Source organism: Pseudomonas sp. LF-5 (genome assembly GCF_037626295.1).
Classification (GTDB): Bacteria; Pseudomonadota; Gammaproteobacteria; order Pseudomonadales; family Pseudomonadaceae; genus Aquipseudomonas; species Aquipseudomonas monsensis.
Genome location: NZ_JARKMT010000005.1, coordinates 67,652 through 81,818, shown reverse-complemented (window position 1 = coordinate 81,818; position 14,167 = coordinate 67,652). Strand labels below are relative to the sequence as shown.

The window sequence follows — 14,167 nt, the reverse complement described above, 5'->3', positions numbered from 1 at the left end:
CTAGACACATAACCTGTGGGAGCTGTGCTTGGCTCAGGCCTTATGGCTAGACACATAACCTGTGGGAGCTGTGCTTGGCTCAGGCCTTATGGCTAGACACATAACTGTGGGAGCTGGCTTGCCAGCGATGGCGGTGGGTCAGGCGACATCAATGTTGTAAGTGCCAGCGATGGCGGTGGGTCAGGCAGCATCAATGTTGCAGGTGCCGGCCTCATCGCTGGCAAGCCAGCTCCCACAGGGATTCGGGAATGATTCGGGATTTGGGGTGCGACAGATAACCAATGTGGGAGCGAGCTTGCTCGCGAAAGCGTTGGTTCAGGCAACTAGGATGCTGACTGGGCTGACGCCTTCGCGAGCAAGCTCGCTCCCACAGGTTTTCGGGTGTTTCGAAGATCCGCGCTTACTCGGTGATCTTCTCGAAATTGCGATAAAACATGTCCCCTTCCCGGCTATCGGTCATCGAGTGCAGTTGGTAGCCGCGATTGAGCCGCGCGCCGCCGTCACGGGTCAGCGGTGCCCATACCAGGTTGGCGCGGCGCATGGTCGACATGCTCATCATTTCGTCGAACGGAATCGACAGGTAGATACCCTTGTCGAAACTACCCTCGCCATACTCGGCACTACCAGCGGTGGTGATCGTCGCCCACGCACCAAAGCGCACACCGTTGAAAAACTCTCGCGAGATATCCAGCGTGCCGCCCCAGTCCCCAGCCAGATAACGCCCGACGCTCACCGCTGCCAGCGTATCGAACGGCAAATCGGTATACGCCGTGACATGCCCGGTCACCACCGAGTAATCACGCAGGGCAAAACCCTGATCGAAATCGCGCTGACGCACCCAGTTCAGATCCGCGCCCACCGACCAGCGCTCACCGGTCGGACGGAACAGCACTTCACCGCCGACCCCGGCGAACATCGACTCCAGATACCCACCGTAAACCATGCCATACAGGTCTTTATCCAGCTGCTCGGCATGGCTGACCTGGAACAACGGCATGGTCGTGTTGGACGTGGTCAGGTACTGACGCAAATCCGTACGCACACGCGGCAAACCACTCGGCGCGTCATAGGTAAATTTGTCGAAGTTGTTCGCCAGGTTGGCACTGAGCAAACCGCTCCACCAGGTATTGCGATTGAAGCGGTATTCAGCGTCAGCATCGGCACTCAACTGATAAAGCAAGCCATCCGGGCCGCCGACGTTCTGTTTGAAGCCCAGCCCCACGCCATAGCTGAAGTGCTGCGGCGCTTCGGTGTAGAGGGTTTTCTCGTTGTGCGGCATGGCCGGGTTGATCTCGGTGGTGCGGTGCAGCGACTCCAGTGGCTCTTCGTTGTTGATCACTTCGCGAAAGGTCTGACGCGGCACGCTGGTTTCTTCCAGCGGCAGGTCGTAGCGTTTGTTGACCACGGTGAACCAGTTGATGTCGTCGTTGACGCTGTTATCGAGAACCCGGCTCGCACGCCCCACCGCTTTGGACGAGTGGAAGTAGCGCTGCTGTTCGCCATACACGATCAGCTCGGAATCACGCTGCGCGATGCGCTCGACTTTATAGCCGGCATTCTGCTGCAGGCGCTGCGAGACGTTGGCCCAGTCGACCTGATCCGGCGCCGTGGTCGGCGCCTTCGCCGGCAGCGGCTCAGGAGTCGGATCGTAAGTCTTGGCCGGCGCCTTGCGGCTGACGAAGTTGGTGTGGAAGGTCACGCCGAACATCGCCGTATTACCGCGCTCCCACGCCGCGCTGACATCAACCGAATCGGTGACCTTGAACACCGCGCCGAGGTTGATCGGCGAGTCCTGCTTGATCTCATTGTCCTTCGGCTCGTGCTTGTAGTCGTTGCCTTCAAATTCGAGTTTCAGGCTGAGACGATCCCACGGCGTCTGATAGCTCACGCCGCCGAAGAACGACGGCCGGCCGCGAAAGTACGAACCCGAGTTGACGTCACCGGTGCCTTCGAGGGCCGGCCGGGTATCGAAGCGATCACTGACGTAGCCCAACGGGTTGTCGAGGTCGCCGCGATTACCGAGGTATCCCCAGGCAATCCCGGCGCTGAAATCGAAATTGTCGTAGCGCTTGTTGGCGACGAAAAATTCACTGGAAAACAAACCGGTACCGCCGATGTCTCGGAAGCCCAGCGCCACGTCGGGCAGCCAGTGGCTTTCCTGCCACAGCCGGACTTTGACGTCGACCGCCTTGTCCTTATAGCTTTGACTACCGCTCAGGGCCTCCGAGCCGTACGGCCGGTTGGTGATCGCGGTGTAGCGGAAAGAGCCCTCGAGCCAGTCCAGCGGCTGCAGCGAAACGCTGTAGCGGCTGTACGGTTCGGTGCGGTTGGCGTTGACGCTCAACTCGCCGGCCGGGGCCATGCGCGCGGTCGGCGTCTGCAACAGGCCGGTGCCACCAAAGTCGTTCTGGGTAATACGCGGCTCGGCATGAGCCAGACCACAAGGCAATAACAACACAGCTGCAAAACGTAACTTCAACGAACCACCTCGGCCAGCTGCGTGGCAATGAATTCGGCCAACTGCTGATTCAGTTCAGGAAGAGGCGGATCCAGATCATCATTTTTCACCGGCACCAGAATCTTGCTGCCGGCCACCGGGAATTGCCCGGACTCGCGATTCCAGTGCGCGATGCCGACACGCCGCGACACGCCATTGGGCTGGATCAGCCACAGGTAATCGGCTTCGGCATCGTCCAGAATCGCGCAGCCTTGCAGGTACTCACGGGCCTCCTGCAACGGCTGATACGGCAAGTGGCACGGCTCGGCGACTGCGCCCAGCACTTGCACTTCATCGACACGTTTCGGGTAGATCAGACGATCGCCGTCATCGAGGCGAATGTTGCGCGCGAAGCCGACTTCCAGCGCCACCGGATCGAGGTCGGCAATCTGCCGGCCCGTTACCGGCATCTGCCGCACGTCTTCGGCCAGACGCCGGGCTAGCGCCACACGACTCGGTCGATCAAACAACGCCGCCATGCGCTGCAGCACGTCGAGGTCAAACAGCACGCCGACCTTCAGCCGTGTCTGCTCCTCAATCAACGACTGCCGCAGCAACCCGCCCGCCAGCCAATAGCCTTCGGCATTCGGCACCGCTTCACCGATCACATCGAGCAAGCGCCCGCCCGGTGGCAACTCGACCGGTCCGGGATTGGCGACATCGCCAGTCACCGTGACGGCCGCCTGACTCACACTGGCGACCAGCATCAGGCCGGCCGATAACAATTTCAGGCGCATCACGGCAGGTGCCTGCGATCAGGGGTCAATTGCACAACCTTGACGCGCAACTGCGAGGTCAGTTGCTGCTCGCTCTGCAAGATGAAACCGTCACGCGGGTCGACCCAGTAACGATTGGTCGCGCGCAGGCCGATGGCCGGGGCGTCAATCTGCTCATCGACACGCAGCACGGTGTATTCCTTGTCGAGAATCTGCAGGGTTTGTTCGGATCGGCGCGAGAAGCGGCTGTTGACGATCACCCCGACTTCCTGGCCCTTGTAGAGGTCGATCCAGCGCCGCGTGGTGAAACCGTCGGCGACGTGATGCAGGCCTTGTTTGAACGGCGAGTCATCGGCCAGCCGCGTGCCATCGAGATCGCCTTCCAGGCCCAGGCCAATGCTGCGCACGGCGAGGCCATTGCGCAGTAGCAGCACCTGTTTGCCGGAGGCGACCCAGAACTGCAGGTCTTCACGCTCGCGCACCAGCGCCAGCACCCCGGAGCCGGACGGCGTGGTCAGTTTCAGCTGCGGGTAGTTGACCGCGGCCACTTCGGCCGCTGACACGTCGACTTCATCCGGGCCAACAACCGCCGCTTTAAGGTTATTCAACGAAGCGCTCATCAGCGGGTTACAGCCACACAGCAACGAGGCCGCCATCAGGCACAGGCCAACTTTCAAAATGTTCAAAGTCGGCGACCTTATTTGCTGTTGTTACTGTATTCGCTCCAGTTCTTCGCAGCGGAAGCGCCAGTGCCGACAATCGATGCCGACGGCACCAACTGGCTGATCAGACGGTTCCAGCGAGTCACGTTGGCCGGCCCGACATACACCACGTCCTGGGGACGCACTTCGAAGTGCGAAGCGAGCGCCATGGCGGTCGGCGATTCGGCTTCGAGCTGATAGATCTTCGCCGGCTCGACGTCGAGGTTTTCCACGCCGCGAATGACATACACCGCATTGCCGTTGGAGGTGGTCTGGCTCAAGCCGCCGACCGAACCGAGGACATCGGTGAGGTTCATGGTCGCGGTCTTGAAGCTCAGCGCGCGCGGCTGATTGACTTCACCCATGACGTAGATGCGTTTGTTGTCGTTGTACGGCAGGTACAACTGGTCGCCGCCCTTGAGGTAGACGTTCTGCAACTGCGAATCCTGCTGATTGAGCGAGTCGAGGTTGAGCGGATAGGTGCGCCCGTTGCGCGTCAGCAACAGCCCGGACAAGTCGGCATTGTTGGTGTCGATGCCGGCCGAACCGAGGGCTTCGACCACACTCAGCGGATTGGTGGAAATCGCTTGCGGGCCGGCCTTGGCCACCGCGCCGGTGACCACGACTTTCTGGCTGGCGAAACGCAACACCGCCACGTCAACTTGTGGCTCGGCGATAAACGCCGACAAGCGTTGTTCGATGTCCGAACGCAGTTGCTGGATGGTCCGGCCGGCGGCCTGGACTTCCTTGATAAACGGGTAGTAGAGCGTGCCGTCGGAGCGCACCAGTCGGCCGTTGGCGTCGATCTGTTGTTGCGCGCCGGAGGGGGCCGTCAGCTCCGGGTGATCCCACACCGTGATGTACAGGACATCGTTGTTGCCGATGCGGTACTCGGCGGGCGTCGCCAACAGTTCCGGCGGTAACGACTCACGCTTTTGCGTGGCGCGGTTCATCGAGATCAGCTTGGGCGTGATCGGAATCAGCTCGACCCGGCTGCTTTCGCTGGCACCCTGGCGGGTAATGCCACCGGTGCTCAGGTATTGACCGGGGGAAAACATGCAACCTTGCAGAGCGAGACTTGCCAACATTAAAAGATAAACACTACGAGTCATAATGGCACTACGCTATTCAAGGGCGAATCTAAAAACAAAGTCACCCGACTTGCGTCGGGCGACTTTGTACTGCACTAACAAATGTTCCTGTTAGTTATGCGTGCCGGTTGTACCGGTGGTACCTGTGGTACCGGTAGTACCGCCGTTGGCACTGCCACCGCTGTTGGACGCCGCTACAGCACTGGCGACCATTGCAGTACTGGCTGCAGGCGCTTGAGAAGCCGCTACATTGCCACCTACATTGGTCACCGCTGTCAGCGGCGCTTCAGCGGCGGCAGCCCAGTTGCTCAACATCGTCAACAGGGCAACTGCCATTACTTTTTTCATATCAACTCCTTTCTAACATTCGACCTGTTAAAAAACCGGTCTGAGTTAGAGGTGGTAGCGTTCAAGTCCGCAAAAAGCGCGAACAAGATCCGTTGTTCTTTCACAGTCTTACCCAACTGATAAAAGTCGAACGGCAGGTTTATATCTACGGACTTGCAAAAGGCATTTCCAGCGTATTTTCCCGACGATATCTAACACCTGACCGAAACTAACATTCAGTATTAGAACGACATCATTCGAGATAACCGCGAGGATGGTTCGATTGCCAGCGCCAGGTGTCGGTGACCATGTCCTGCAAGTTGCGCGTGGCTTTCCAGCCCAACTCTTTGGCGGCCTTGGAGGCATCGGCCCAACTCTCGGCAATATCCCCGGAACGGCGCGGCATCATGCGATACGGCACCGGTTGCCCGCAGGCCTGTTCGAACGCGTGGAGCACTTGCAGCACGCTGTAGCCATCGCCCGTGCCGAGGTTCCAGGTATGAATGCCGGTGCGTTCGGCGATGGACTGCAAGGCCTTCAAGTGCCCGTCCGCCAAATCGACCACGTGGATGTAGTCACGCACGCCGGTGCCATCCACTGTCGGGTAATCGTTACCGAAGATCGACAACTCCTGAAGGCTGCCGACCGCCACCTGGCTGATGTAAGGCACCAAATTATTCGGGATGCCGTTGGGGTCTTCGCCCATATGGCCGCTGGCGTGGGCGCCGATCGGGTTGAAGTAGCGCAGCAAGGCGATGCTCCAGCGCGGCTCGGCCTGACTCAGGTCACGCAGCACGTTCTCGACGATCAGCTTGGACTGGCCGTAGGGATTGGTCGGGTTGCCGGTGGGGAAATCCTCACGGATCGGCATCTGCTCAGGCTCGCCATACACCGTCGCCGAAGAGCTGAACACCAGGCGAAACACCCCCGCCGCCGCCATCGCCTGGCACAGGTTGATGCTGCCGCTGACGTTGGTCTCGTAGTATTCGAGCGGCTTGCGCACGCTCTCGCCCACGGCCTTGAGCCCGGCGAAATGCAGGACGGCTTCGATGGTGTGCTCGCGGAAAATCCGCTCGAGCAGTGCCCGGTCGCAGACATCGCCGCGGATCATCCAGGCACTCTTGCCGCAAATGCTTTCAACGGCGTGCAACGCGGCTTCGCTGCTGTTGCAAAGGTTATCCAGTACGACAACTTCATAACCTGCTTCAAGCAGCGCAAGTGTGGTGTGCGAGCCGATATAACCGGCACCACCCGTTACCAGAATCTTCATAGCGCGATCCGTCTTTGGATGAGTGACAAGTAGCGTGTCAAGCCTGATTTATTGAAGATGTGTCACACCCCACATAAATAAGGCGACAACAACCGGAAACAAAACTAGTTCAATGACTGGCAATAAATATTTTTGCAGGTCACACTGTATTGCCCGCTACTTATTAGCACTCCCCGCGCACTCATCACTATCAACAGATACCGACTAAAAATAACTAATACCGCACTTACCGACATCTCATAACATTGTCATGTTTTACCGCTACGACTAATTGCCATCAACAACCTGACTCAGGTATTAAAGCAGTCGTTCAACAATATTATTGAAACTTGCACGCCCTGTATGAGTGCGCGCATCTGTTGCCTGTGTTCCATGACTGTCCAGGATACTTTTATGATTCGTAAATGTTTGTTTCCCGCTGCCGGCTATGGCACGCGTTTCTTGCCGGCCACCAAAGCCATGCCGAAAGAGATGTTGCCGATCGTCAACAAGCCGTTGATCGAGTACGCCGTTGAAGAAGCACGGGACGCCGGCCTGCAACACATGGCCATCGTCACCGGCCGGGGCAAGCGTGCGCTGGAAGACCATTTCGACATCAGCTACGAACTCGAACACCAGATCCGCGGCACCGAGAAAGAAAAGTTCCTTGCCGGTACTCGCGAGCTGATCGACACCTGCACCTTCTCCTACACCCGCCAGGTGGAAATGAAAGGCCTCGGCCACGCGATTCTCAGCGGCCGCCCGCTGATCGGCGACGAACCCTTCGCCGTGGTCCTGGCCGATGACTTGTGCCTGAACCTCGAAGGCGACGGCGTGCTCTCGCAGATGATTCAGCTGTACAAGAAATTCCGCTGCTCGATCGTTGCCATCCAGGAAGTGCCGGCCGACCAGACCCACAAGTACGGGGTGATCGCCGGCGAGCTGATGTCCGACGGCATCTATCGGGTCAACAACATGGTGGAAAAACCGGCGCCGCAGGACGCCCCGTCGAACCTCGCGATCATCGGCCGCTACATTCTCACGCCGGACATCTTCGATCTGATCGCCGACACCCAGCCGGGCAAGGGCGGCGAAATCCAGATCACCGACGCACTGATGAAACAGGCGCAGAACGGTTGCGTGCTGGCCTACAAATTCAAAGGTCTGCGCTTTGACTGCGGCGACGCCGAGGGTTACCTGCAGGCGACCAACTTCTGCTACGAAAACGTTTACCTCAAGGGTCGCTGAGACGGCGCCCTTCACCCAACGAGGCCACCATGAACATTGCACAACATTCCGTAGAGATTGAACGCGAGGTGGGTAACCTCGGGGTGATGAGCTGGTTGTCCCGCCATCAGCCGTTGCCCAGCGCCAACGAGTCCTGGCTGGGCACGATTCTGCTGGTGGAGCGGATTGGTGTGTTTCCGGCGTCCGGGGACATTCGCCGGCCGCTGCGCGATCCGTACCCGCTGCTCGCGCATTTGAAAAAGCTGTATGGCGAGCAGGCGCTGGAAATGGATGATCGCGATGGTCTGAAAGTCATTTTCAGCGACTGGCGCTTTCGCGTGCGTATCTGCTGCAACGACCCGGCGATCATCATCAACGTGGAAACCCGTTGTGATACACGACTGATGCCGCAGAAGATTGCGGAGTTGCTCGAGCAGGTCGACGCCTTCACGCAGGACGTCTGATGCCTGACCCATTCCCCCTGCAGGAGCTACAGGGGGTTTGTGGTTATTTCGGGAGGGCGTCGCACCGGTCCTTGACGCCCATGATCCAGCCATAAAAGTAATCGGCAATCACCTTCCCGCCCGTGGCCGGCACCGGATGAATCTTGTCCGGGCCAATCATTGCCGCCGCGTAGCGTTTGACGTCGGGGCCGAACGCACATTGCAGATTGGCGTAACCCAGATGCTGTGCGCGCGCCCAAGGCTCAAGCACCTGTGCATAGGCTGACATCGGATAGGCGCTGGAACGCGTGGTGTCCTGGCGCATGATCAGGTTGATGCTCGCCTTCGGTTGAATCTCGCGCAGCATCCCCACCAGCCCCTGAACGTTCTGCAGATACTGCGCTGGCTTCACGCCGAAACCCTGATCGTTACCGCCGAGCATGATCAAGTAAACATCAGCGGGGATCTTCGACACGGCAGCTTTCCACTGCACCTGCCATTGCGGATCCTGGTGATAGAAATCCGCAGAGGCCGCGCCCGATGCCGCCAGTTTGGAGACTCGCACGCCGTTCTGATCGTTGCTCATCCACAGGCCAAACAACGTCGGTGTGCCCTTCACCACTTCCAGTTTGAAGGACCAGTCTTTCGCTGCCGAGAGACCTGTCAGCGGGACTTCCTGAACACCCGAACCTTCAAGCGTCAACGGCCGCCAGTCTTGCGCAGGCGTCCAGCGGTAGCGGATCTCGCTGGGTTCGCCGTTGCCCAGGTAAAGCAGTTTCGCCTGAGTGACCGCCGTATCAATGCGCGGCGTCGGGCTCGCATCCACCTGCAGCCATGCGCCGGGCCGGCCGGTCACCGTGCGGCTGTCCGGACTCGCTTGTCCCAGGTCTGAAACCTTCCAGTCGCCGGCAAAGTACTTGTCACTGCTGCGGGTGTATTTGAAATGCGTGCCGCCGAGCGCCGCACCGTGGTTGAAACCGACGTAACCCGGCCCGGCAAACCCCACCTCCCCTGCCACGCGCTGCACCAGTTTGTTCAGGTAGAAATCCTGCCCGGCGCTGTAGCTGTCGCCGATCACCGAGACCGACAACACCTTGCCAGCCTTGCCTTCACGCCACTGGGCAAAACGCTCGCGGGCATCGCCTACCTGAACCACCGACGCTGCGACGGGATGCGCATCATCTACTGCCAACATGCAAAATTTCCTTCAGTCTGGAATGGCCCCTTCGCGAGCAGGTCGAACTGTCGCTCCACAGGGGTCGTGGTCAACCGCTAAATCTATGTACACCGAAAAAACCTGTGGGAGCTGGCTTGCCAGCGAAGGGGCCCGGTCAGACACAGATTCATTGCCTGACCCACCGTTATCGCTGGCAAGCCAGCTCCCACAGGGATTTAGATCTAACGTGGGAGCGACGCTTTTAGCTGCTTTGGGTCTGCACCACCGGAGTGATGGGCGCCAGCGGTTTCTTTTTCGCCGCCCGCTCCCCCAGGAACAACACAGAAGTGAAATTGAACCGGCTGAAAATCATCGACAACACCACCGGCCCGAGCAAGCCAAAGCTCAGCCCACCCAGCACCAGCAAACTCTCATCCTTCACCCCCAACCGCCCCAGCACAAACCGCGACGTCGCCGCGAACAGCACATGGAACAGGAAGATCGCGTAGGAATAACCACCGAGCCAGGTCAGCGCCTTCGAGCGCACATCGCTCGACAGCAAGGCGATGCACGACAGGCAGCCCACGGTCAGACCGATCAGACTGCGACGATCGACAATCAACTCACGATCAATTGCCGCGACGTACAGCAACGTCAGTGAGATCAATACAAACAGCACCGGCCCGATCACCTTGAAGCGCTGCTTCAGCGCGTCGACGTTCTCCTGGCCAATCATCCCCGCCACAAAAAACGGCAACAGGTAGATCGCGCCATTGATACCGAACGCATCGAGCTTGAACGGTGGCAACAGAAACAACAGCGCCGCCAACGCGAACACCCCATACAGCCGTGTCGCCGAGCGCAGCATCCCGCGCCACTCCAGCAACCCGACAAACATGAAAATGATGAACACCGCCTGCAAGAACCAGAAGTGGTTGATCGGCACCCAGAACGACAGCAACGCGTCGACTACCCCGACATCCTTGTTCACCCCGGGGCCCACCGCCTGCAACACCGAAAACGGCACGCCGACGCAAAACAGCGGCACGATCAAGCGTCGCACCTTCCCGCTGAAGAACGCAGAAAAGTCATTGCCACGGACTTTGTAGATCGAATAGATGTACCCGGAGATGAAGGTGAACAACGGCATGCGCACGTACACCATCGAGTCGGCAATCACCCGGAACGGCGAGCCGATGTCGATTTTCAAACCTCCGCCCAGCGGCCCGATGACGTGATAAAGCACCAGCAACAGGCACGCCAGCCCGCGCAGGGTTTCGATCTCCAGGGACTTTTTCTTGCTCGACATAAAGCACCTGCCTCAATTCAGAATGCGTGATTCAACCTGCACCGGTTTGTTCGCGCGCAGCATCAAGCCAAGCCCGACGAACAACACCGGCACCACCATGGAGAAGTGCCGGGCGAAGGAACCGAAGTCCGGCTCGAACAAGCCCTGCACCAGCAGAAACGCCAGCGGAATCGCGATCAGCTCCTTGGGCTTGGTCTGGATCGGTGCGCCCTTGTAATCAGTCGAGGTGATGACCTTGAACAGCAGCAGCGCGGTCATGATCATCAACGCGACGAAGATCACCTGCCCCGGTCCGGACAGCAGAATCAGCTCCACCGGAAACGACAGCCGGAAGAAGATGATCATCGAGTCCAGCGCTTGCGAAACGAAGTCGCTGCCGCTGAGCCACGACACGATCAACGATTTCGAGCCCTCCTCCCCCGCCGTGCGCAATTCGTTGTTGCTCGCGCGAATCGACGACACCGGAAAGCCCAGCGCTATCTGGATCGCCATGGCCACCGCGAGGTAGAACAGGAACAACATCAGGAAAAACGTGGTGCGTGACACGTACTTCTTCATCACACAGACGCCGACCCACGACAGCGAAAACAGAATCCAGTAAGGCCGGATCAGCACGCCGTAGATCACCGCCGAGAGGAAAAAACCGCCGCGATATTTGCGCGTCAACGCGCTGAGCAGAATGCTCAACACCGCCACCGACACAATGATTTCCTTGGTCAGGTTCTCCAGAAAAAACGAGCGAACAATGCCCCACAGACACAAGGTGCCGAAGATCGCCAACGGCATGCGCCGAAACACCACCACCGGAATCGCCGTGAGGAAAAAATTGCAGAACATCCCGTAGGCCCAGGCGTTGGTCAGGTTGATCCCGGTGGGCCGCAGCAGGAACGCCGAACACTCGTAGGACGAGCGATCCGGCGAGAACGGGTTCCAGAAATTGCAGTTGTCCGCCCTGGCATAGGACGACCACAAGGTCATGGCATCCGGGCCCGGATCGCGGGGAATCAGCAACGGCATGGCCACCGACAGAAACAACCCGGTGAACAGGATCAAAAACGAAAGCGAAGAATCGAGTCTTTTGCCGCGAAACTCGATGCACGGCAATTTCAGGCCCATGACAGTGCAGCCTTTTTCGCCCCGGTCACGCGGGTCAACACGGCAATCACCGCCAGTTGCACGATGATCGCGAAGACGTTGCCCCACGCCGCGCCGTAAATCGAATAGTGCTTGATCAGCAGGTAGCTGACCGGCACCGACACCAGCACGCAAATGGTCGCGCTGGCCAGCGACACCCGGCTGTTTTTCGAGGCGATCAAACCGCCCCAGACGATGTCGCCAATCGCGCGCAACGCGAAGGAAACGATCAGCACACCGAGGATCCCGTTGTCCGGACGCGGCACGCTGGTGGCGACGTAATCGAGCACCACGTTGAAGAACAGATAAATCGCCACCGCCACTGCCGCCGAGACCACCAGCGACCGTGCGACCCACTTGTTGACGAACAGTTGCTTGAGCGTGAACGCCTGCTGATCGGCCTGAAACCGCTTGGCCAGCACCGGGATACCGACCACCGCCACCACCGCATACGACAGCGCTTGCAAGGTGTTGGCCGCCGACCACGCGTACACGTATTTACCGAGGCTGGCATAGGGTTCCAGATCGACGATCAGAAAGCGCTCGGCGTACTGACTCAAGGCGATCAAGCCTGTGCCGAGATAGAACGGCAACCCGGCCCTCCACACGGTAGCGGTGGCCAACGGCCCGGCCACGCGGCCCTTGTGCACGTTCACCACGATCAGGTAACCGGCGACGATAACCAGCACGTTGGCGGCGACCCACAGCCACAACACACTGGCGATCCCCGGCACCCAGCCGAGCATCATCCCGCCCACCGCCAACAGCGCCCACAGGCCGGTCTTGATAAAGAACAGCAACGCGCCGGCGGTGGCTTTCTGCGCGGAAAAGACGAAGGAGTTGATTTCGAATGACAGGTGTTCGGTGAGCAGCACCAGCGTCACGCAGAGAATCAGCGCAACCGTCGCGTCCACCGTCTGGAACAGTGAGTAAATCAGCACGGTCAGCACCGACAACAGCAGTCCCACCGCCAGATACAGCAGCAGGACCCGGTCGACCACCCGCCGCGAACTGCCGCCGACACTGATCAACCGGTTGATCTCGGAACTGAAACCGACGCTGTAGAACTTCGACGCGATCAACGACGCGGCGACCACCACACCGTAAAAACCCAGCGCCTCATAACCGAGGTAATGAGTGATCGCCAGCACCAGCAAGAACTTCGCGCCTAAGGCTCCGCCGCGAAGCAACAGCCGCAATATCATCGAACGATACCTTTGATGATCTCGTCCATGGCCACGGTTTTTGCCTCGATCTCGCGGCAGGTGTCGGTCAGGCGCTTGCCGAAACCGGCCAGTGCGTTCGGTTTGTAAACCGTGTCGATGATGGTGTCGACGTTGATGTCGCCGCCGTTGATCACCCAGTCCTCGACACCCATGTCCTGATAGGCGCCAAAGCCTTTGCGCTCGTAGCTGATGTGGTACGCCGGCACGCCGGACAGCAGCGATTCAATGGCACCGTGCAGACGCACGGAAATCACCAGGTCCGGTTGGTATTTGGCAATCGTCGCCTTCAACGACAACAGGTCTTCGGTGATGCCCAGTTCGCGATAGAACGCACCGTCATCGTTGCCACGCACGGCACTTTGTACGGCGCACACCACTTTGCTTTTGTTCTTCAGGCGCTGCAGCAGCAGCTTCAGGTTGGCCACGTAGGCGACTTTCTTTTCCTTGCTCCACTCCGGCGGCTTGCGCAGCACCACGCACACGGTGGCCGGCGACGCGGCGCAGCGGGTGAACTTCGGTTGCGCAAGGATTTTGCTCGCCAGCGACTGCACGGCCAGGTCCGGTGCGCGGTAGACGTTTTCGCAGGCGTCAAACATTGCCGAGGAACGATTGTCACGGACAAACACCGCGTCTGCGCTGGCGTAATGTTCGACGATCTTGCGGCTCTCGCCATGGAACGGACCGATGCTTTGCGGCAGGTACACCGACGGCACTTTGCTGAGGATCGCGGTTTCCAGTTGCTTGGCGTGGCCGAGTTTCAGCTTGATGTGTTCGAAGGCGCTTTTCGAGCGCATGTAACCGCCGCCGACGCCAACGATCAGGTCGGTTTTCTTCAACAGATCAGCCAGCCCGGCGTAGGACTGGTTGAGGAACACCGCTTGCTTGACCCGCCCCAGCCCCTTGGCTGCCATCACCGGCGCGTCGAAACGCGGGTGCGGCAAGTAGTTGAAAGACTCGGGATCGGACGCCACGACACTGATCGCCGTGTCGTCGCCAAAGTTGCGCTGCACCAAGGCAATGGCCAGGTCGACGAGCAGACCGTCACCGGAGTTGGACGCACTGTAGCCATGCAAAATCGTTACGTTCATAAG

Annotated in this window: 13 protein-coding genes; 2 read left to right on the top strand and 11 right to left on the bottom strand. The window is 59.3% G+C overall.

Annotated features, from left to right (window positions below; translation table 11 throughout):
• Positions 1–400: 400 nt before the first annotated feature.
• The 6 genes from PseuLF5_RS16910 to galE all read right to left on the bottom strand — a co-directional run bounded on the left by PseuLF5_RS16910 (position 401) and on the right by galE (position 6,602).
• Complete coding sequence (locus PseuLF5_RS16910) at positions 401–2,479, bottom strand: YjbH domain-containing protein (RefSeq protein ID WP_267805183.1); 2,079 nt, start codon at positions 2,477–2,479, stop codon at positions 401–403.
• Complete coding sequence (locus tag PseuLF5_RS16905) at positions 2,476–3,234, bottom strand: capsule biosynthesis GfcC family protein (RefSeq protein WP_267805185.1); 759 nt, start codon at positions 3,232–3,234, stop codon at positions 2,476–2,478. Before PseuLF5_RS16905 ends, PseuLF5_RS16910 begins: the two co-directional genes overlap by 4 nt.
• On the bottom strand, positions 3,234–3,899 hold the full coding sequence (locus PseuLF5_RS16900; protein ID WP_128614880.1) for a YjbF family lipoprotein: 666 nt from the start codon (positions 3,897–3,899) through the stop codon (positions 3,234–3,236). The genes PseuLF5_RS16905 and PseuLF5_RS16900 overlap by 1 nt, the downstream gene beginning before the upstream one ends.
• An 11-nt stretch (positions 3,900–3,910) precedes the next feature.
• Positions 3,911–4,972, bottom strand: a complete 1,062-nt coding sequence (locus PseuLF5_RS16895) for a polysaccharide biosynthesis/export family protein (protein WP_123462003.1) — start codon at positions 4,970–4,972, stop codon at positions 3,911–3,913.
• Positions 4,973–5,116: 144 nt separating this feature from the next.
• Complete coding sequence (locus PseuLF5_RS16890) at positions 5,117–5,353, bottom strand: hypothetical protein (RefSeq protein ID WP_007910552.1); 237 nt, start codon at positions 5,351–5,353, stop codon at positions 5,117–5,119.
• Between the two features lie 232 nt (positions 5,354–5,585).
• Positions 5,586–6,602 (bottom strand): UDP-glucose 4-epimerase GalE, encoded by a 1,017-nt coding sequence (galE, locus tag PseuLF5_RS16885; RefSeq protein ID WP_123462001.1) that lies wholly within the window; start codon positions 6,600–6,602, stop codon positions 5,586–5,588.
• A 393-nt stretch (positions 6,603–6,995) separates the two neighbouring features.
• Here galE and galU point away from each other — a divergent pair, with 393 nt between their 5' ends.
• The gene (galU, locus tag PseuLF5_RS16880) at positions 6,996–7,829 is read left to right on the top strand and encodes a UTP--glucose-1-phosphate uridylyltransferase GalU (protein ID WP_123461999.1); all 834 of its coding nucleotides are present in this window, start codon (positions 6,996–6,998) and stop codon (positions 7,827–7,829) included.
• Between the two features lie 29 nt (positions 7,830–7,858).
• Entirely contained in the window at positions 7,859–8,272 is a 414-nt protein-coding gene (locus tag PseuLF5_RS16875; protein WP_123461997.1) for a mannose-1-phosphate guanylyltransferase, read from the top strand.
• Between the two features lie 43 nt (positions 8,273–8,315).
• On the opposite strand, the gene PseuLF5_RS16870 is transcribed toward PseuLF5_RS16875, so the two are convergent.
• The 5 genes from PseuLF5_RS16870 to PseuLF5_RS16850 form a co-directional block, all read right to left on the bottom strand.
• Complete coding sequence (locus PseuLF5_RS16870; RefSeq protein WP_340134078.1) at positions 8,316–9,446, bottom strand: SGNH/GDSL hydrolase family protein; 1,131 nt, start codon at positions 9,444–9,446, stop codon at positions 8,316–8,318.
• A 223-nt stretch (positions 9,447–9,669) separates the two neighbouring features.
• Positions 9,670–10,716, bottom strand: a complete 1,047-nt coding sequence (locus PseuLF5_RS16865; protein ID WP_340134077.1) for an acyltransferase family protein — start codon at positions 10,714–10,716, stop codon at positions 9,670–9,672.
• A gap of 12 nt (positions 10,717–10,728) precedes the next feature.
• Complete coding sequence (locus PseuLF5_RS16860; protein ID WP_340134076.1) at positions 10,729–11,832, bottom strand: hypothetical protein; 1,104 nt, start codon at positions 11,830–11,832, stop codon at positions 10,729–10,731.
• Positions 11,823–13,055 carry a phosphoribosylaminoimidazole carboxylase gene (locus PseuLF5_RS16855; RefSeq protein ID WP_340134075.1) on the bottom strand — a complete coding sequence of 411 codons (1,233 nt, stop codon included), beginning with the start codon at positions 13,053–13,055 and terminating at the stop codon, positions 11,823–11,825. Before PseuLF5_RS16855 ends, PseuLF5_RS16860 begins: the two co-directional genes overlap by 10 nt.
• Positions 13,052–14,164 (bottom strand): polysaccharide pyruvyl transferase family protein, encoded by a 1,113-nt coding sequence (locus PseuLF5_RS16850; RefSeq protein WP_222832415.1) that lies wholly within the window; start codon positions 14,162–14,164, stop codon positions 13,052–13,054. The genes PseuLF5_RS16855 and PseuLF5_RS16850 overlap by 4 nt, the downstream gene beginning before the upstream one ends.
• Positions 14,165–14,167 lie beyond the last annotated feature (3 nt).

Excerpts from the sequence above, each read along its gene's own strand:
- PseuLF5_RS16905 (WP_267805185.1), bottom strand. The coding sequence starts at position 3,234 with ATGCGCCTGAAATTGTTATCGGCCGGCCTGATGCTGGTCGCCAGTGTG.
- PseuLF5_RS16895 (WP_123462003.1), bottom strand. The coding sequence starts at position 4,972 with ATGTTTTCCCCCGGTCAATACCTGAGCACCGGTGGCATTACCCGCCAG.
- PseuLF5_RS16890 (WP_007910552.1), bottom strand. The coding sequence starts at position 5,353 with ATGAAAAAAGTAATGGCAGTTGCCCTGTTGACGATGTTGAGCAACTGG.
- galE (WP_123462001.1), bottom strand. The coding sequence starts at position 6,602 with ATGAAGATTCTGGTAACGGGTGGTGCCGGTTATATCGGCTCGCACACC.
- galU (WP_123461999.1), top strand. The coding sequence starts at position 6,996 with ATGATTCGTAAATGTTTGTTTCCCGCTGCCGGCTATGGCACGCGTTTC.
- PseuLF5_RS16875 (WP_123461997.1), top strand. The coding sequence starts at position 7,859 with ATGAACATTGCACAACATTCCGTAGAGATTGAACGCGAGGTGGGTAAC.
- PseuLF5_RS16870 (WP_340134078.1), bottom strand. The coding sequence starts at position 9,446 with ATGTTGGCAGTAGATGATGCGCATCCCGTCGCAGCGTCGGTGGTTCAG.
- PseuLF5_RS16865 (WP_340134077.1), bottom strand. The coding sequence starts at position 10,716 with ATGTCGAGCAAGAAAAAGTCCCTGGAGATCGAAACCCTGCGCGGGCTG.
- PseuLF5_RS16860 (WP_340134076.1), bottom strand. The coding sequence starts at position 11,832 with ATGGGCCTGAAATTGCCGTGCATCGAGTTTCGCGGCAAAAGACTCGAT.
- PseuLF5_RS16855 (WP_340134075.1), bottom strand. The coding sequence starts at position 13,055 with ATGATATTGCGGCTGTTGCTTCGCGGCGGAGCCTTAGGCGCGAAGTTC.
- PseuLF5_RS16850 (WP_222832415.1), bottom strand. The coding sequence starts at position 14,164 with ATGAACGTAACGATTTTGCATGGCTACAGTGCGTCCAACTCCGGTGAC.